At 45.2% G+C, this 18,489-nt stretch carries 16 protein-coding genes; all 16 read left to right on the forward strand.

Features of this window, described 5'->3' with window-relative positions:
- Positions 1-6: 6 nt before the first annotated feature.
- Positions 7-1,227, forward strand: coding sequence for a type II secretion system F family protein (locus tag A3K86_RS10095; RefSeq protein WP_068330777.1), 1,221 nt, complete (start codon positions 7-9; stop codon positions 1,225-1,227).
- Positions 1,208-1,699 carry a hypothetical protein gene (locus tag A3K86_RS10100; RefSeq protein ID WP_068330778.1) on the forward strand — a complete coding sequence of 164 codons (492 nt, stop codon included), beginning with the start codon at positions 1,208-1,210 and terminating at the stop codon, positions 1,697-1,699. The genes A3K86_RS10095 and A3K86_RS10100 overlap by 20 nt, the downstream gene beginning before the upstream one ends.
- A gap of 18 nt (positions 1,700-1,717) precedes the next feature.
- Positions 1,718-2,308, forward strand: coding sequence for a prepilin-type N-terminal cleavage/methylation domain-containing protein (locus tag A3K86_RS10105; protein ID WP_068330779.1), 591 nt, complete (start codon positions 1,718-1,720; stop codon positions 2,306-2,308).
- A 42-nt stretch (positions 2,309-2,350) separates the two neighbouring features.
- Entirely contained in the window at positions 2,351-2,845 is a 495-nt protein-coding gene (locus A3K86_RS10110) for a prepilin-type N-terminal cleavage/methylation domain-containing protein (RefSeq protein WP_068330780.1), read from the forward strand.
- A gap of 27 nt (positions 2,846-2,872) precedes the next feature.
- Entirely contained in the window at positions 2,873-3,337 is a 465-nt protein-coding gene (locus tag A3K86_RS10115) for a type II secretion system protein (RefSeq protein WP_068330781.1), read from the forward strand.
- Between the two features lie 98 nt (positions 3,338-3,435).
- Positions 3,436-3,945, forward strand: coding sequence for a prepilin-type N-terminal cleavage/methylation domain-containing protein (locus A3K86_RS10120; RefSeq protein WP_068330782.1), 510 nt, complete (start codon positions 3,436-3,438; stop codon positions 3,943-3,945).
- Positions 3,932-4,543, forward strand: a complete 612-nt coding sequence (locus tag A3K86_RS10125; RefSeq protein ID WP_162844322.1) for a type IV pilus modification PilV family protein — start codon at positions 3,932-3,934, stop codon at positions 4,541-4,543. Before A3K86_RS10120 ends, A3K86_RS10125 begins: the two co-directional genes overlap by 14 nt.
- Entirely contained in the window at positions 4,543-5,304 is a 762-nt protein-coding gene (locus A3K86_RS10130) for a PilW family protein (protein WP_068330784.1), read from the forward strand. Before A3K86_RS10125 ends, A3K86_RS10130 begins: the two co-directional genes overlap by 1 nt.
- A complete protein-coding gene (locus A3K86_RS10135) occupies positions 5,294-5,713 on the forward strand; it encodes an MSHA biogenesis protein MshP (protein ID WP_232321957.1) in 420 nt (139 codons plus the stop codon). The genes A3K86_RS10130 and A3K86_RS10135 overlap by 11 nt, the downstream gene beginning before the upstream one ends.
- A gap of 2 nt (positions 5,714-5,715) precedes the next feature.
- Positions 5,716-9,756, forward strand: coding sequence for a DUF6701 domain-containing protein (locus tag A3K86_RS10140; RefSeq protein ID WP_068330786.1), 4,041 nt, complete (start codon positions 5,716-5,718; stop codon positions 9,754-9,756).
- 127 nt (positions 9,757-9,883) lie between these two features.
- Positions 9,884-10,927 (forward strand): rod shape-determining protein, encoded by a 1,044-nt coding sequence (locus A3K86_RS10145; RefSeq protein WP_048899201.1) that lies wholly within the window; start codon positions 9,884-9,886, stop codon positions 10,925-10,927.
- A 40-nt stretch (positions 10,928-10,967) separates the two neighbouring features.
- Positions 10,968-11,828: a rod shape-determining protein MreC gene (gene mreC, locus A3K86_RS10150; RefSeq protein ID WP_068330787.1), complete on the forward strand. Its 861-nt coding sequence runs from the start codon at positions 10,968-10,970 to the stop codon at positions 11,826-11,828.
- Positions 11,818-12,306 carry a rod shape-determining protein MreD gene (mreD, locus tag A3K86_RS10155; RefSeq protein ID WP_068330788.1) on the forward strand — a complete coding sequence of 163 codons (489 nt, stop codon included), beginning with the start codon at positions 11,818-11,820 and terminating at the stop codon, positions 12,304-12,306. The genes mreC and mreD overlap by 11 nt, the downstream gene beginning before the upstream one ends.
- A 134-nt stretch (positions 12,307-12,440) precedes the next feature.
- Complete coding sequence (locus A3K86_RS10160; RefSeq protein WP_068330789.1) at positions 12,441-13,016, forward strand: Maf family protein; 576 nt, start codon at positions 12,441-12,443, stop codon at positions 13,014-13,016.
- 8 nt (positions 13,017-13,024) lie between these two features.
- A complete protein-coding gene (gene rng, locus A3K86_RS10165) occupies positions 13,025-14,494 on the forward strand; it encodes a ribonuclease G (protein WP_068330790.1) in 1,470 nt (489 codons plus the stop codon).
- Between the two features lie 12 nt (positions 14,495-14,506).
- Positions 14,507-18,412 (forward strand): YhdP family protein, encoded by a 3,906-nt coding sequence (locus A3K86_RS10170; protein WP_084406563.1) that lies wholly within the window; start codon positions 14,507-14,509, stop codon positions 18,410-18,412.
- Positions 18,413-18,489: the final 77 nt, after the last annotated feature.

Raw genomic sequence — 18,489 nt, forward strand, 5'->3', positions numbered from 1 at the left:
TAGCCTATGCCAATCTTTAATTATCGCGGTCGCGACAGCAAAGGAAAGATCCAACGTGGTCAGCTTGATGCTGCCTCACAAGAGGCGGCAGTGGATATTTTGATCCGCCAAGGGGTGATCCCTTTGGATGTGCGCCTAGGAAAAGCGAAGTCGGCGAGTGTTGACGTCAAAGCCATGTTCCAGAGCAGCGTGCCGCTGGAAATGTTGGTCATTTTTTGTCGTCAGATGTACAGCTTGACCAAAGCTGGGGTGCCACTGCTGCGTTCGATTAACGGTTTGACGCAAAGCGCCAGTCATCCTTTAATGAAGTCGACCTTGGAATCGGTGTGTGCCGAGTTAACCAATGGACGTACCCTTTCATCTTCTATGAGCCAGCACCCGCGGGTATTTTCCGAGCTGTTTGTCTCCATGATCCATATCGGTGAGAACACAGGTCGACTAGATGATTCACTGCTTCAACTTGCGCAATATTATGAGCAAGAAATGGAAACTCGACGCCGTTTGAAATCGGCAATGCGCTATCCAAGCTTTGTTTTGATCGCCATTACCATTGCGATGGTGGTGCTGAATATCAAAGTGATCCCACCTTTTGCTGCCATGTTTGAACGCTTTGGCGTTGAGTTACCGCTTCCAACACGGATTTTGATCGCGACATCAAACTTCTTTGTCGATTATTGGCCGTTATTGTTAGCTGGTGTTTTTGGTCTTGGTTTTGCTGTGATGATGTGGCGACGCACGCCTGCTGGTGAAGAGAAATGGGATCGCTGGCGGATCAAAATACCTATTATCGGCAACATTGTTAACCGAACCTTGTTATCGCGCTTCTCTCGGACTTTTTCTTTGATGATCCGCGCAGGGGTGCCGCTTAACCAAGCATTACAAATGGCAGCGGAATGTTTAGGTAACCGCTATCTCGAAAAGCGAATGATTGAAATGAAAAACGGTATCGAAGGCGGTAACAGCATTTCGAATACTGCGATTCAATCCGGTGTATTTACCCCCCTCGTGTTGCAAATGATTGCGGTGGGCGAAGAGACGGGTCAAGTCGATGAACTGCTTTTAGAAGCCTCTGACTTTTATGACCGAGAAGTGGATTACGACTTAAAAACCTTAACCGCAAAAATTGAACCTATTTTGCTGATGGTGGTTGCAGCCATGGTGTTAGTGCTTGCTTTGGGTATCTTCGTGCCAATGTGGAGTATGCTCGATGTTGCCAGAGGTGTTTAATCAGCGTCAGATAAATCGCATTCACTACACAATATGGTTTGTTGTTGTACTTATTCTGGTTATCGCATTGCGTGTTGAGTGGCGAAAAGTGAATGAAAAAGCCGATGATATTGCGATGCGCTTAACGATAAAAAGCCTTAATGAAGGGGCGGTCGCAATGCGCCAAATGTGGGAGTTAAATAATCGTCCAGCGACGTTGAAAGTGGATGATATTGATGTGATTTTTACCGCTAAAGGTTGGCCACGAGTAGAACAGAATAATAGTCTGGATTGTTACAATTTATGGCGACTTTTATCGCCTGCCAATATTCCGGCGCCTCATATCTCAATGTTGTATAGCAAAGAACCGAAATCTGTGACATATGAATCATGTGTATACGAAATAAGTGCTGGAAAATGGCTGGAATTATTTTATGGAAATGAGACAATAAAGTTAAATGACTTTGTGGCAGAAAAGTCGACGAAAAGTTGACGCTTTTACGAGGTGGGTATGAAGAAACAAATCGGCTTTTCTTTAGTGGAATTGGTGATTGTAATAATTGTTGTCGGTTTGTTGGCTGTTGCCGCTTTACCACGTTTTTTAAACGTAACAGATGAAGCTAAAAAGTCGTCAATTCAAGGGGTTGCAGGTGGTTTTGCGACAGCTGCACTCTCTGCTCGAGCGCAATGGGAAGCTTATGGTCGTCCTACTGAAGGTTCGGGCGCGGATCGAGTACAAAAAGTCAATTACGATGGCACTGATTTTTACCTCACTGTTGCCTCTAGCGATGGTAGCGTGAGTGACGGTTACCCAGTGTCTTTGGACAACAAAAAAATTACAGCGATGGATAACACAGATTGCGTTAATTTAATGCAAAACCTGTTGCAGAACCCACCGCTTGTGACGAGTAATTCATCGGAAGCACAAACAGGAAAATACCTGTTTTACGTTAATCAAGTAACGTCGGGTAACCAACGTGCGTGCCGATACTATCAGTTAGCGTCTGCTAACTCACAAGGTGATGTCGTGAGTAACTTAACTTCTGGGCATTCATTTATTTATAAGCCTGCAAAAGGCCAAGTAGAAGTCGTGCTGAATTAATGCAGCAAATTTTTAATTAGGGTAGAGAAGTAGGAGAAATATATGAAGCGTCAAGGTGGTTTTACACTGATAGAACTTGTAGTTGTAATTGTTATTCTCGGTATCTTAGCTGTGACCGCGGCACCTCGTTTTTTGAATTTGCAAGGCGATGCACGTAACGCCGCGCTACAAGGTTTGAAAGGTGCCATCAATGGTGGTGCAGGCATTGTTTACGGTAAAGCCGCTGTTGAAGGGAAAGAGTCGGACTCTTCACCTCAAACTATTGGTAAATCACCAAATCAGGTTGAAATTGTTTATGGATATCCAACAGCGACATCAGCAGGTATTGTTGCAACAATTTCAAATTTCAGTGATGACTGGGAAATTGTAAAAGATACAGGTAAAGAAAATGCAGCAGGGAAAACAATTAAGCTGACATTTAAACAATACAAAGACACAGCAGAAGGAAGTATTCCTAGTAAGTGTTTCTTAACGTATACCGCGGCGGACTCAACAAATCCTGCCAAAGTCGAAATTACAGCAGATGCATGTAAATAATATTAATAAGGTTTAAAGAGAGAAAATATGAAACGCCAAAATGGTTTTACACTGATTGAATTAGTGGTAGTGATTGTAATTTTGGGGATCTTGGCAGTTACGGCAGCTCCTCGCTTTTTGAACTTACAAGATGATGCGCGTAATGCGTCACTTGAAGGCCTTAAAGGTGCCATTAATGGTGCTGCAGGTATTGTTTATGGTAAGTCTGCTATTGAAGGTAAAGAGAGAAAGAGTGCAGATAAAATTACCGTTGATGGCCAAGATTTAAATGTTGTATATGGTTACCCTAAAGCAGCAGATATTGATAAAGCAGTTCAGCTTGATCTAACGTCAGAATGGAAGGTTGCAAATGTATCTGGTGCGACAGGCACTAAGAAAGCATTTACCTTAAAAAATTATGCTGAAGATCCAGTAACTAAATGTTACGTACTTTACACTGAAGCACAATCTGCAGTTTCAGCTGCAACAGTCTCAGTTACTGAATGTGAATAATCATTATAGAGCCTCCTTGTGAGGCTCTATCTCATCATGGTGTGTTAGCGCCTTGATGAGATAGAGTCTTTCCTCCCCGCTAGATACTAAGGTTGCCTATGCCTCGTCGCCCGCAGGGGTTTACCCTCATCGAACTTATCATTGTACTGTTGCTTATCGGTATTTTAGGGGTAACGGCATTTTCTCGTTTATCTGGCAAAAGCACTTTCTCTGCACAAGTTGCGCGTGACCAAGCTATTTCTATTGCGCGCCAAATCCAAATCACAGCAATGAATCAAGGCAATATAGCCAATGCTGCAGATCCCGATTGTTATCTCTTACAAGTCAATAGCACGGGGTTTGGTGCATTGGCGAAGTGTTTTGATCAAAGTAGTGATCATTTATTAGCCTCGGAAGCTGGTGTGAAAGTAGAAGCCAAGCTCGACAGCAAACTGGTACCGGGCATCTATATGGCATTCGATGCTTTAGGGCGACCAAGAGCGAATTGGAAAGCTGACAGTAATAGAATGTGTGTGGATGCTGATTGCATCGTCACTTTTACCGCAACGAATGGAGCTGATGCTTCGCTTTGTATTAACGGAGAAGGGTACATCAGTGATTGTCAGTAATCAGCGAGGTTTCACCTTAATTGAAGCATTGTTAGCGATTGTAATTTTGGCTATCGCAATGGCAATGATGATCACTGTGATGTTCCCTCAAGCCAGAGAATCAGGTGAAATCCACTACCAAGCCCGTTCAGCAGCCCTTGCGAATGCAGTGTTAAGCGAAGTATTGGCGCGAAGCTTTGACGAGAATAGTGATCATAATGGAGGCAACTATCGCTGCGGAGATACTGGTAGTAATGTGATTACCCCTGTCCCTGCTTGTAAAACGACACTAGGTCCTGATAGTGGTGAACTTGACCCTAATGGCGGCTTAATTCGTGATGTGGTCAATGATGTTGATGATTATATTGGTTGCTGGGCCGATAAAGCATCTGACTGTGATGGTCTTGAACCTTATCGTGGAAAGTTAAATAACGTGGTTGGTAGTGATATCGCGTTGGACTATCCTCATTTTCGCCTCAATATTTCGGTGGTATACGATAACGGCTTAACAGGCGGTGAAGATATTGCAGGCAAGGGGTTACATAAGTTAGTAACCACTACCATATGGGCTTCTCGGTTTGGCCCTTATGAATACAAAGCCTATAGGAGTAATTACTGATGCTTCAGCGTGGTTTTACTCTGATTGAAATGGTGCTCACTATGGTGGTGATTGCCATTATTACCTTAGGGGTAAGTAGTTACTTACAGTTAGGTGCTGACGGCTATGTCGATACTGTGATTCGGGAGCGACAGCAAGGTGAAGCGCGGTTTGCGATGGAGCGGATCAGTCGTGAAGTAAGGCATGCAGTGCCCAATAGTTTGAGCGTCAGCACAGATAATAAGTGCTTAACCTTCGTGCCGATAAAACAGCATGGTTTTTATTTTGATTTCACCAATCTGACTAATCAGCTTAATGTCGTGAAGCCTTCAGGTTCTTCTGCTGGTAATGTTGGCGATCGCCTGATTATTAATCCAAGTCATTCTGATGATTTTTTTCCTCCTGTTGCGAATAAGGTGGATGCGTTAGCGCAATCTGCTCGAATTGAGCAGCAATCTACCAATTCATACACCTTAAAAACGACTCGCATTCCGACGTTTGCCTCACTTTCCAGTGGCGAGCGTTTTTACACCTATGATCGCCGTATTACTTTTTGTTTTACTGGTACCGAACTGACGCGTAACGGTTTGATTTGGGAATCGCAGCAATCAGAAAATGAAGCGGTCATGGCAAAAAATATTAACCGAGTTAAGAGTTCATTTAATTTGAGCTCTGCATCGTTATCACGTAGTGCTTTAGTTCAAATTACGATGGTGATTGGCAACCGCAAGGAAGAAGAGTCTCAGTTTAGTCATGATGTGCAGGTGCTCAATGTTCCATAAACAGCAAGGTAGTACGTTAGTGATTGTACTTTTTGTCTTAACAGCTATGGCAGTGATGGCGGTTGGTATGGTGAAGCTTAATTGGTCACAGAGCGATACAACGGCCAAAGAAGTGCTATCAACCCGAGCTTGGTTTGCCGCGAACAGCGGTAATGAAGTGGGCCTAGCAAAATTGTTTCCATTGGGAGATGAGGTTAAGGCGGTGGGCTGTAAAACAGCTTTCGGCGCAACAGAAAAGCTTTCATTGAATATGATTGCTGGTTGTTCAATTCAAGTAACTTGTGATGAGTATAAAGTCTCAGGGGCAATGACAACCTATCAACTAACCAGCATGGCAACCTGCGGTAGTAACAAAAATCAAGTCAGCAGAATTCAAGAAACATGGGCAAAGGATATTACTGAGTATTAATCATGAAAATAATAAAATATTTAGCATATGTTCTTCTTGTTGCTTTGAGTTGCTCTTTGCATGCTGCTGAACCAACGTTTGAATTTGGTGAATTGAACGTAAGAGGTGATTGTTTTAATCAAAACTGTGAGATTAAGTTTAAAAAAACATATGCTAAAAAACCTCTTGTTTTTGTTATGTCGACGATTGAACGTAACGGTCGAGATGCACCTTCTAATTTGTTTGTAACAAAAGTCACAACTACCTCCGCGACGATTCGACAGCATCTAGCTCCCTTTCGAAGTAAAGATAATAAAGGTAGAACAATACTACAGGTTAAAGAAGTTGGGCAAAGTTGTAATAATCGAAATTTTTGCTTAGAGAAACTGCCTAATAATAAAATCAATTACTTTGTGATTGAAGAGGGTGAAGTTAATTTTGGTGGTAAGGGGCGTATAAAAGCAGGAAAGATCTCAGTTAATAAGTATTTAAAGGGGGGAGTGAAATTACCTTGGAGTGATGTCGATGATTATACGACAGAAGTACGGTTTAGTAATAATTTCACTAACCCTGGAATATTAGTGAGTATTCAAGGTAATGGAGAAAACTATTCCCAAAGAAGTCATTGGATAACGCCTGTTGTGCCTTATGTTGATTTAGGGTTTACAGTGAATCGTTTTTATCTTGGTTTAGATCGCTCTGAAGTTGATAGCAGTTCGTTTGATCATGATGATGGGCCAGCTAAAGAAGTCGCTTATATCATTGCCGAAGGTGCCGGTGTCTATAAAGGGTTGCAGTTTACAATGGGCGCTGGTGCAACACCGAATACGTTAGATGATGACTTAAAAGGTTTTGACAAAGTAACTATTCCTATTATTCGGCAGTGTGACAAGTTCATTGAAATACCTGGATCAAGTGGCTTTACAGAACAACCGATGATCCTTGCTTCTAAGAGCTCAAGAAAAGGTAACAATGGTGGCTGGTTAAGGTATTGTCAGGCAAAAAAAACAGGTAACGATTACTCGGTTAGTTTTGTTAATGATGAGGATCTTAATGAGCGAAAACAAAACACTTTAGAGCGTAAGCATGCCTCTGAAAATATAGGGTTTATGGCTTTTCAACGAAAAGTTAGCGAAGAAGTTTGTGATATTTTTACAGGGCCTGCACAGACTTGGAGCCAGAGTGCTGAAGTTGAAGTGAAAGAACATTCGAAAATTTATAATGCCATGAGTGGATATCAGCTCGGTTTTCCTGACAATGGTGATATGAAGTTTAACTACGACAGTTGTGTTAATCGTGCTTGTGAGCCTACACCTAGTTTAATGCTTCCATCACTTACTTTAGAAACTTTCCGTTATGGTGATAAAGAAGTTAAGTTAAGTACTGGCAGCAAAACAATCTCTCCTGATCGTTATAAAGAAATAAAAGTTGAAGGCTCATCGAATTTAACTTTAAATGCAGGTGAGTATTGGGTACAAGAATTTAAATTAGAGGGAAGTTCGAAACTTATTGTTAATGGTCAAGTCACAGTTCATATTTTAAAAGAATTTAAAGTTAGTGGGTCTGGATTTATTAATTATGAGCAAGGGAGTAAACCTGATAACTTGATTATTCTAGGTCATAACTCTGACTCTGAAATAAAAATGGATGCTGGCAGTGCGAGTCAAGATAATCGACAGGGTATTGTGGCTAAAGCGTTGATATTAGCTGGTGATGAGGTTCTATTAAAAAATACGGTTTTACATGGTGCTGTGACGACTCGTGAATTAAAAATGGAATCATTCGCTAAGATTATTGGCGATAGTGACTGTTTTGATTCAGGCCCGACATACCGCCTTGAAATATCACCAGATAAAAAAGATAAAGTACTCGCTTGTGATGGAGAAGAAATTACTTTCTCAATTATCGATGAAACTACTAATAAAGTGGCTGAGAACTTTACTGGATCGCTAGAAATAACCGCACCATCAACAACACCAAATAATGCCGATGTGTGCTGGTTTAATAGTGCTTCAGCGCCGGTAGGGACGTGTCCTTCCAAAATTACGCATCAGTTTAATAGTGAAACTGGCTCGGTTAAATATAAGCTATCGAGTAAAGATCTTGCATCAATTAATATCCAAGCAAAACTCACCAGCCATGGTGATGTCACCAAAACTGCGGGGGCTTATACCTTTGTGCCGTTTGCTCTAGCGATTGAGAATAAAGACTTCGTTGATAATGTTCCTTTTGGCCAAATTGTAGGGCGTGAATTTGGCTGGGATATCGTTGCTAAGGCTAAAGCAGGTAATAGCCGCCGCTGTGATGTGATGGAAGGTTATACCGGAAATCGTAAATTAACGGTTTCACATACACAGAGCTTAACCAATGGAGGTAAGCAGCTGAGAATAAAATCAAATAAACCGGGCTCTAATTTTAAGAACGCATCGGGTGATTTTGATTTTATTTTTGTGAAAGGTAAAGCCACTGGCAACAAAGGGATATATTCGGAAGCTGGCAAGGTGATGCTGAATATCACAGATAAGCAATATCAGGGTAAGCCTTCAGAGATGGCCGCAAGTGAAAATTTCTACTTTCGTCCATTTGCTTTAGCGTTATGTGATTGGAATGATAAAAATAGCTCTTTATTTAAAGGAGATGCAAACACTGGCAGCGGGCTAGCAAAAGCTGGCGAACGCATCAATTTTTACGCTAAACCGTTAGCATGGATGGGGAGTGATTATGCATCGAATAACTCATTTAAAACGCCAATCGTCAATAAGAATGAAGATCACTACTGCGGACAAACCGCGTTAACGCAGTTTGTTGATGATACTGTCCAAACAGATTTAAATGTGGGTGTTTACTCACTTGATACCCCTAGTAGTGGAAAGCTTGGAGACAATGTCTTTGGGGATGATGCTAAATTCAAAGCTGGTGATGACTATGGTAAAGGTATTGTTGGTTGGGGTGATGTAGGCAGTTTTAAGGTGGGGTTAGGATCGGATGATTACTTGATAAAAGGACTTGCGGTTCCACCTGCACCGTTTCGAATTGGTAGGATTTATCCGGCTTATTTTGAGTTAACTTCAAGTGCTGTGAAAAATGCCCATCCTGCGAATTCGCTGACAGGCTTCACCTATATGAATCAAGAGTGGGGCTATGATTTCACTCTAACGGCAAAAGCAAATGGTTATACAGAACCAACAACTAATTACGGCCTGTTAAAACCTGAGTTTCAAGCTAAAGTTCGCTTAGCGCTTGTTGACGGCGATGCCGCAGACAAAGCCAATAATGATTGGAGTGCGCGCTCCAAATCTAAGATGTCAGGAGTGTTGGGCCCTTGGACGAGTGCTTCGCTCTCGCATTCGGTTACCGGTGAGATGTTTTCACGTATCAAACAGGGTAAAGGCACGATAACGGATAATCGGGTATTCCCGAACATGAAAGTGATGGTGTATAGCAAAAAAGGAGATCACACAGATCCTATTTCCTATAGCTCATCACCGCAAGATCTCGTCACAGACAGTGAGACGTTCACAGGCTCCGCGTTAGCTGGGCGATTAGATGCTCGTTATGGTCGTATGGTTCTCGATGATGTAGGTAGTGCCTTTGATACCTCAGTGACGGTGCCTATGCGAGTGGAATATTGGAACGGTAGTGAGTTTGTGATTAATAAAGATGACAGCTATACCCCGTTTGATGGCGGTAAATACTGTAAACAGATGATTTGGCCTACAGGGAGTGGGGCGGATAAATCTAAGTCTGTTCTTCAGGGAAGTGGCAGTCATATTGAAATAGGGAAAACATCCGCGATTGAAGCCAATCCTAATCGTACGGGCTTTTATCGTGAACAAGTGCGTTTTTGGCATAAGTTACGCTCAACTCCGCCGTCGCAAATAAAAGGCGAGCAAACTATTACTTGCCCTCAAGAACTAGGGTACACCAATCTGCCGTGGTTAACTTATAACTGGCGTGGTGAAGGGGATGAAAGCCCATCTGCGGTGATCACTTTTGGTGTTTATCGTGGTAACGATCGCATTATTTACCGAGGTGAAAAAGGCATGACAGCACTGCCAAATTAAGTGGATCCATAAATAAAATGCGGATCTGTGGCAGGTTTGACAAAGCATACCTTGTGTCACTTCCTGCCCCTTGGTACATTTAGCGCAATTTAACGAATTTGTAAGCTTGCAGGATTAGCCGAAGACTATGTTTAAAAAACTTCGTGGCATGTTTTCTAATGACCTGTCTATTGACTTGGGTACCGCCAACACCCTTATTTATGTCAAAGGACAGGGCATCGTACTGGATGAACCATCTGTTGTTGCTATTCGCCAAGATCGTGCGGGTGGTACAAAAAGCGTTGCCGCAGTAGGTCACGACGCTAAGCAAATGCTTGGTCGTACACCAGGCAACATTGCTGCAATTCGCCCGATGAAAGACGGTGTAATTGCAGACTTTTACGTAACTGAAAAAATGTTACAGCACTTCATCAAGCAAGTGCATGACAACAGCATTCTACGCCCAAGCCCTCGCGTACTGGTGGCGGTTCCTTGTGGTTCGACTCAAGTTGAGCGTCGTGCGATTCGTGAATCAGCACAAGGTGCAGGTGCACGCGAAGTTTACCTTATCGATGAGCCTATGGCGGCTGCTATCGGTGCTGGCATGCCAGTATCTGAAGCAACAGGTTGTATGGTGATCGATATCGGTGGTGGTACAACAGAAGTAGCGGTTATCTCGCTTAACGGTGTTGTGTACTCATCATCTGTACGTATCGGTGGTGACCGTTTTGATGAAGCGGTGATCAACTACGTACGCCGTAACTACGGTAGCTTGATTGGTGAAGCGACAGCTGAACGTATCAAGCACGAAATTGGCTCAGCTTATCCAGGTGACGAAGTTCGTGAAATCGAAGTTCGCGGTCGTAACCTAGCTGAAGGTGTGCCACGTAGCTTTACGCTGAACTCAAACGAAATTTTAGAAGCGTTGCAAGAACCACTAACAGGCATCGTGTCTGCGGTAATGGTTGCGCTAGAGCAATGTCCACCAGAGCTGGCGTCAGATATCTCTGAGCGCGGTATGGTACTAACCGGTGGTGGTGCACTACTTCGCGATCTAGATCGTCTACTAACTGAAGAAACAGGTATTCCAGTTGTCGTTGCTGAAGATCCACTAACGTGTGTGGCTCGTGGCGGCGGTAAAGCGCTAGAAATGATCGACATGCACGGTGGCGATTTATTCAGCGAAGAATAATGCCAGCAATGGCGATTGATAAAACAGGTTATAGCGTTACATGAAGCCTATCTTTGGCAGAGGTCCCTCTCTGCAATTGCGCCTGTTTCTAGCCATACTCCTTTCGGTCAGCTTAATGCTGGCCGATAGTCGACTTGATGCCTTTGCTCATTTCCGTTACCTGCTGAACTCCGCGATTGCACCACTGCAATATGCAGCGAACCTTCCTCGCGCGATGCTCGATAATGTATCCGGTCAATTAAGCTCGCATCAAAATCTCTTGGCTGAAAACAAAAAACTCAAGCGAGAGCTGTTGGTACAGCAGAGCGATGTGTTGCTGTTGGATCAATTAACACAAGAAAATCAGCGTTTACGTGATTTGCTTGGTTCGCCGTTTATACGTGATGAGCGCAAGATGATCACTGAAGTGATGGCGGTTGATTCAGACCCTTACAGCCACCAAGTGATGATCGATAAAGGTCGAACTGACGGGGTGTATGAAGGACAACCAGTGATCAATGAAAAAGGGATCGTTGGTCAGGTGTCTTATGTCGGTGCCCATAACAGTCGCGTACTTTTACTTATCGATCCCACCCACGGTATTCCGGTACAGGTAGTACGTAACGACATTCGCGTTATCGCCACGGGCAGTGGTCAGATTGATCAAATCCAACTTGAGCATGTGCCAAGCAGTACTGACATTGAAGTGGGTGACTTACTGGTTACATCTGGCTTAGGTGGTCGCTACCCTGAAGGCTATCCGGTTGCGAATGTGACTGAGTTTTCATTCGATAACAAGCGTCCGTTTGCCCAGATCAAAGCGCGCCCAACGGTGCAGTTTGATCGCTTACGATACTTGCTACTGGTATGGCCGACACCGCAAGAGCTTCATAATGTAGGAGGACTAAACGATGCCTCATAGTCGTCCTAGAGGGCGTTTTTGGATCTGGTTATCCATTACCGTCGCGCTAATTTTACAAGCGGCACCGTGGCCGGGTGAGCTAGACCCATTCCGCCCATCTTTAGTGTTGTTGGTCACTTTTTACTGGGTGTTGGCATTACCACACCGCGTTAATGTCGGCAGTGCGCTGATTGTCGGTTTGCTGTGGGATTTGATGTTGGGCTCGACCCTTGGGGTTCGTGGCTTGATGATGGCGATAGTCTGTTATCTGGTGGCCCTTAACTTCCAGGTCTTACGTAACCTGTCGCTATTGCAACAGGCGCTGTTGGTCGCTTTATTAACCTTGTTAGGTAAGTTGATTGAGTTCTGGGCCGAGTATTTGGTTTCTGAAGTCACCTTTGAACCACAACGGGTGTGGGCGGTGTTACTAAACTTTATACTATGGCCGTGGCTATTTTTATTACTCCGCAGGATGCGACGTAAGTTTTCGATTCGTTAATGAAACCATGAATAGAAATAGTCCGCATTTTGCTTTTTCGCAAAATAGCACGCTGGCTTAGCAAGTACACTAATGATAACAGAGCTCCAGATGGGGCTCTGTTTGTCTAAGAAAGAATAACGAAAAGGTATCTCATGGCTGCACTGCAATTGCTGCTGGCTTCAGGCTCTCCTCGTCGCAAAGAATTATTAGCGCAATTAGGGTATTGTTTTGAAAGGGTTGTGGTGGATGTTGAAGAACAACACCAGGCTCATGAAAGTCCTGCTGAATATGTGCAGCGATTATCGCACGACAAGGCACTAGCAGGCGTTGCGGCCAGTGATGGCACCTTGCCTGTACTGGGCGCTGACACCATTGTGGTGGTTGACGATACCATTTTAGAAAAACCGACAGATTTTGCTGATGCTAAGCGAATGTTGAATTTGTTGTCAGGCCGCGAGCATCAGGTGATGACCTCGGTAACGCTGGCAACGACAAGTCGCATTGAAACTCAGTTAGTGACTACTCGCGTTTGGTTTAAACCTTTGTCTGAGCAAGAAATAGAACAATATTGGCAAAGTGGCGAACCGCAAGACAAAGCCGGTAGTTACGGCATTCAGGGTATTGGCGGCAAATTTATCGAGCGCATCGATGGCAGTTATTACGCTGTGATGGGGTTACCGTTAGTGGAAACCGACATGATGGCAAAAGCATTTTTAGAATTAGAATAGAGGCAATCATGAGTACAGAGTTGCTAATTAACGTGACGCCAAGTGAAACGCGCGTTGCAATGATTGAAGCAGGTAGTCTGCAAGAAGTACACGTAGAGCGTGAATCTAAACGCGGTATCGTTGGTAATATTTATAAAGGGCGAGTAAGCCGTGTATTACCGGGGATGCAAGCGGCATTTGTTGATATCGGCTTGGAAAAAGCGGCGTTTTTACACGCATCAGATATCGTTCCACATACTGAGTGTGTGGCTGAAAATGAGAAACAACAATTCCAAGTACGCGACATTTCTGAACTCGTACGCCAAGGGCAAGACCTTGTTGTGCAGGTGGTTAAAGATCCGCTCGGTACCAAAGGTGCCCGTCTAACCACGGATGTCACGCTGCCATCACGCTACCTTGTGTTCATGCCGGGCGCGAGTCATGTGGGTGTATCTCAACGCATCGAAAGCGAGAAAGAGCGCGAGCGTTTGAAGAAAGTGGTCTCGCATCACTGTGATGACTTGGGTGGCTTTATCATTCGTACTGCAGCTGAAGGCGCGACGGATGATGAAATGGCACAAGATGCGGCTTTCTTAAAGCACTTATGGCGCAAAGTATTAGAGCGTCGCGCTAAGAACAAACCCAAATCTATGTTGTACGGTGAGCTAGGTTTAGCGCAACGTATTTTGCGTGATTTTGTTGGTACCGAGCTAGATTGCATTCAGGTTGACTCACGCCTTGCGCACGAGAAGTTGAAAGAATTCACTGACGATTTCGTGCCTGAGCTGAGCGAGAAACTAGAATACTACGCTGGTGAGCAGCCTATCTTTGATTTGTTCGATACCGAGAGTGAAATTCAGCGTTCATTAGACCGTAAAGTTGAACTTAAATCTGGCGGTTATTTGATCATCGATCAAACCGAAGCCATGACGACTATCGATATTAATACCGGTGCCTTTGTGGGCCGCCGCAACCTTGAAGAAACCATCTTCAATACTAATATCGAAGCAACCAAAGCCATTGCGCGCCAGCTACGTTTACGTAACTTGGGTGGGATCATCATCATCGATTTCATTGATATGGCTTCGGAAGATCACCAACGCCGCGTATTACAAGCGCTTGAACAAGCACTGTCTTACGATCGAGTGAAAACTAACATCAATGGCTTTACCCAACTGGGCTTGATCGAGATGACCCGCAAGCGTACGCGCGAAAGTATCGAGCACGTACTGTGTGGTACCTGTCCGACTTGTGAAGGTCGTGGCACGGTGAAAACCGTTGAAAGTGTGTGCTACGAGATCTTGCGTGAAATTACGCGAGTGAACCGCGCATACGATGCTGATCGCTTTGTGGTTTATGTATCGCCTGCGGTTGCTGATGCATTAGCGGGTGATGAATATCATGCGTTGGCAGAGCTGGAAGTCTTCATTGGTAAACAAGTCAAAATCAAAGGCGAGCCGTTATACGTGCAAGAGCAGTTTGATGTTGTCATGATGTAAGTGAGGCACTGAGTGACAAAGCTTCCCGTTCGTCTGGCGAGAGGAATGATGTGGCTGGTACTGACTTTGTTGGTACTGGCTTCGATTGCTGTTAGTGGTTTACGTCTTCTTCTTCCTCAGCTTAACGAATATCGTGAACCTATCCGCCAATGGGTATCGCAACAAGTCGACATGGATTTGGCGATCACGCGTGTAGAAGGGCATTGGCGCACCTTTGGTCCGTCTTTGACCTTGCAAGGTGTGCGCGTGAGCTCTTCTGATGTAAGCCCTTCTTTTGTGAAAGTGGGTGATGTTGAAGTGCGCTTCGATCTGTGGCGATCCGCATTTCAGCTACGCCCTGTCTTCAAAGATGTCAGTATTCACCAACTGGCTGTCGATCTCACGCAAATCCCAAGTTTGCATCCTGATGCGCCAGCGAAACCGGAAACGGTGACCGTGACAGAGCAAGAAACCTTATCGCTTGCTCAGCAACTGGAGCAGGTATTCTTTGTTCGTCTTGGCCATTTCTCATTGCGTGATGCGCAAGTGACGATGTGGGCACCATCGGGTGAAGTGATTGAGCTGGATATCGACCATCTTAAGTGGGCCAATAATCTCGGTTACCACCGAGCAGAAGGGGTTATTAGCATTGCGGGCACTCAGCTTAGTGAGCTGGATGTTAGTGCAAACTTATCTGAGCGTGGTGATTTGGCATCGCTGTCTGGGCAAATTTATGCGCGGGCGAAAAAGTTGTCGTTCACACCTTGGCTTAACCAGCAGGTTACCGAGCAAGTTGCCATCACAGATAGCGAAGTGAATGCTGAGCTATGGGTATCTCTGCAAGATGGTCAACTCACGGCTAGTCGGGTGAAACTGGCAGATAGCCACTTTGCTTGGCAAGACAACAAACAGACGCGTCAAATTGGGATCAAGCAAGGCATCGTTGCCATTCAACCAACCCAAGCTCAAACTGGGTGGCGTATTGATACCAATGCGATGCAATGGCAAACCGACCAACAGGATTGGCCAGAGTTGAACGTTTCTGCTCAGTGGCAGCCTCAAGACTGGCAGGTGGCGATCAATACTATCAAGTTGGATCATTTACAGCCGTTACTTGCATTGTTGCCAGCTGACATTGAAGCCAAGAAAGTGCTGCAACAGCTCGCACCATCGGGCTTCGTCAGCAATATTTTGGTTGCTCAGCAAGGCGATAAATCCCCACGTTTCTCTTTGGAGCTTGAACAGTTTGGTATTAAGCAATGGGATTTGTTACCGGGGCTGCATAAGCTTAATGCGGATGTCAGCGGTGACTTGAACCAAGGTCGTGCCATTTTAAGTTTGCAAGATGATGTGCTGCCGTACAGCTCGGTTTTTCAAGCGCCGCTAAACATTGATAGCGCAGATATCACCGCTTATTGGCAGATTGACGATAAAGGCTGGCGCTTATGGAGTGATAGTCTGAAAGCGACTACACCGCATCTGGCGGTGAATGGTGAATTCCGAATTGATTTTCCTACCAATAAGCCAAGCTGGCTTTCTTTCTATGGTGAAGCAACCGCTTCCAAAGTCGGTGAAACCTGGCGTTACCTGCCTAAACCAGCCTTGGGCGCAGAACTAACGGATTACCTGTCGGCGGCTATTCGTGGCGGTAAAGCCGAAGGGGCGCAGCTACTGTGGTACGGTGATTTACAAGATTTCCCGTACACTAAGCACGAGGGTATTTTCCAAGCCAAAGTGCCGCTGAAAAATGGGCGTTTTAGCTTTGATACCGAGTGGCCTGAGTTGGAAAACCTGCAGCTGGATCTGTTGTTTGAAAATGATTTCATGTACCTCGATTCACGCCATGCGACCACGATGGGAGCCAAAGCGACACGTGTGACCGGTAAGTCTGAGCTGAGTGAAGATGGCGGCCTAGAGCTTAAGGTTGCAGTTAAAGCCGATGGTCCTGATGTTCGTGATTACATGATGGCGACTCCGCTGGTGGACTCAGTCGGTGCGGCACTCTCAACAGTCAAGGTATCTGGACCCGTAACGGCTAACTTCCAGCTAGATATTCCTTTCGATGGTAGCGATGTTCGCGCGTGGGGTAAGGCAAACTTGGTTGATAACCAAGTGAGTATCGAGGCGCCGCCGTTACCGTTGAATAACGTCAGTGGCGAAATTCAGTTCGATAATGATGTGATTGCAGCCAAAGGCATGACCGCGAATTTGTGGTCACAGCCGGTGTCGATTGCGTTTGATGGTAAAAACCAGCCAAAGGCTTATCGGGTAGATATCGATGTGGCGGGTGATTGGCAAATCGCACCGTTACAAAAGCTATTTGCTGATCCGCTACTTGCCAAAGTGTCAGGTCGCAGTCAGTGGCAAGGTGACGTAGGCATTAATCTTTACGACACTGGCTTGGACTACCAAGTCGATATGCGTTTGCCGTTAACTCAAGTTAGCACTGAACTGCCGTATCCGCTGGCGATTAAAGCGAGTACCGCAACGCCTGCAGCTAAGGTATTGGTTGAGGGGAATGCGGATGCTTTCACTGCCGATGTGTTATTACCGGATGCCAAGTACCGTACACGTCTCGCGTTGACTGAGCCGAAGCTCACGCTGGAGTCCAGCTACTTAGCGGTGGGCGCGAGCCAATTACGTCCGCTTGGCAAACGTAGCCATATCGTCAATATCAACAGTGATTATTTTGATGGCGATACTTGGGTCGACTTGTTCGATCAAATAAAAACTCGCTATGAGTCAGGTCCTCAGAATGCGAAAGCGGCACCTTCTGTATTTCCAGAGATCCCATTACCAACTCGAGTTAATGTGCAGCTTAAGCGTTTAAGCTTGGCGACCCTTGATTGGCATGATGTTGCGTTAGCAGCGCGGGATAGCCGTAATCAATGGCACTTTATTCTGGGGAGCAGAGAGGCTACCGGTGAAGCTTTCTGGCCGAAAGATAAGCCGCTGAATGTGGTGATGGATAAAATCCACATTAACTTACCTGCTCTGGAAGGCATTGAGCAGGATCTACCTGCCGAGAAATATGTACCGCAGCGCGATGTACCGCCAGCAACCGTGTTTGATCGCAGCATGATGGCAAATACGCCAGATATGGATTTAACCATCAAAGATGCGTGGCTACAGGGTTATCGTTTAGGCAAAGTTTCTGGGCAATTGCGTCATGATGGTGCCACACTGGTGTTACAGAATCTGTTAGTTGATTCAGGGGTGACTTCGCTCAGTTTGGACGGTCACTGGACGTTAGAAAACGGTCAAAACGAAACTCATGTTGCGTTTGATATCGAAGGAGAAAATAGCTCGGATCTAATGGGCCGCTTCGGTATTTCTGGTGGGGTTGAAGATGCCTCGTTCAGTAGCTATGCCTCGATTCAGTGGCTTGGCGCACCGTGGTCGATGCACCGTGAAACCTTATCCGGTGAAATCAAAACGGAAACGGGGAAAGGGTTGATCAGCAATGTGGGTGGCGCAGGGCGCTTGCTCGGTTTGTTCAGTATCGATTCGATCATTCGTAAGATGCAATTGGACTTCTCAGGGGTGTTCGATAACGGGTTAGCATTCGACTATATTCGTGGCTCAGGCAAGATCGATAACGGTATTTTCACCACCGACGACATTAAGATGAAAGCGTTGGCAGGGGATATGTTTATCCAAGGTCAGGCGAACTTGGTGGATGAAACGGTCAATGCCAAAGTGCGCTTTAATCCGGATTTGACCTCGGGGATCCCTGTGCTCACAGCGTTTGCGATCGCACCGCCAACGGCATTGTACGTGTTTGCCATTTCAACGGCGCTATCGCCTGTGGTCGAAGTATTTACCCAAATTAACTACCAAATTACAGGGCCGATTGAAGCGCCGATTGTCTCGGAGAAATCGCGCTTTACCGGTGAGTTTGTGGTACCTGAATCAATGGGGAAACAAGAAGAAAAATAAGCGGATAAGCCTCGTTGGGCGTAGTATATAGGCGAGCCAACGAGGCTTAATCATTCAAGGAGTGAGGATGATGACGA

Source organism: Photobacterium jeanii (assembly GCF_001650345.1).
Lineage (GTDB): Bacteria > Pseudomonadota > Gammaproteobacteria > Enterobacterales > Vibrionaceae > Photobacterium > Photobacterium jeanii.

Coding starts and splice junctions, on each gene's coding strand:
- A3K86_RS10095 (WP_068330777.1), top strand. CDS start 7: ATGCCAATCTTTAATTATCGCGGTCGCGACAGCAAAGGAAAGATCCAA.
- A3K86_RS10100 (WP_068330778.1), top strand. CDS start 1,208: ATGTTGCCAGAGGTGTTTAATCAGCGTCAGATAAATCGCATTCACTAC.
- A3K86_RS10105 (WP_068330779.1), top strand. CDS start 1,718: ATGAAGAAACAAATCGGCTTTTCTTTAGTGGAATTGGTGATTGTAATA.
- A3K86_RS10110 (WP_068330780.1), top strand. CDS start 2,351: ATGAAGCGTCAAGGTGGTTTTACACTGATAGAACTTGTAGTTGTAATT.
- A3K86_RS10115 (WP_068330781.1), top strand. CDS start 2,873: ATGAAACGCCAAAATGGTTTTACACTGATTGAATTAGTGGTAGTGATT.
- A3K86_RS10120 (WP_068330782.1), top strand. CDS start 3,436: ATGCCTCGTCGCCCGCAGGGGTTTACCCTCATCGAACTTATCATTGTA.
- A3K86_RS10130 (WP_068330784.1), top strand. CDS start 4,543: ATGCTTCAGCGTGGTTTTACTCTGATTGAAATGGTGCTCACTATGGTG.
- A3K86_RS10135 (WP_232321957.1), top strand. CDS start 5,294: ATGTTCCATAAACAGCAAGGTAGTACGTTAGTGATTGTACTTTTTGTC.
- A3K86_RS10140 (WP_068330786.1), top strand. CDS start 5,716: ATGAAAATAATAAAATATTTAGCATATGTTCTTCTTGTTGCTTTGAGT.
- A3K86_RS10145 (WP_048899201.1), top strand. CDS start 9,884: ATGTTTAAAAAACTTCGTGGCATGTTTTCTAATGACCTGTCTATTGAC.
- mreC (WP_068330787.1), top strand. CDS start 10,968: ATGAAGCCTATCTTTGGCAGAGGTCCCTCTCTGCAATTGCGCCTGTTT.
- mreD (WP_068330788.1), top strand. CDS start 11,818: ATGCCTCATAGTCGTCCTAGAGGGCGTTTTTGGATCTGGTTATCCATT.
- A3K86_RS10160 (WP_068330789.1), top strand. CDS start 12,441: ATGGCTGCACTGCAATTGCTGCTGGCTTCAGGCTCTCCTCGTCGCAAA.
- rng (WP_068330790.1), top strand. CDS start 13,025: ATGAGTACAGAGTTGCTAATTAACGTGACGCCAAGTGAAACGCGCGTT.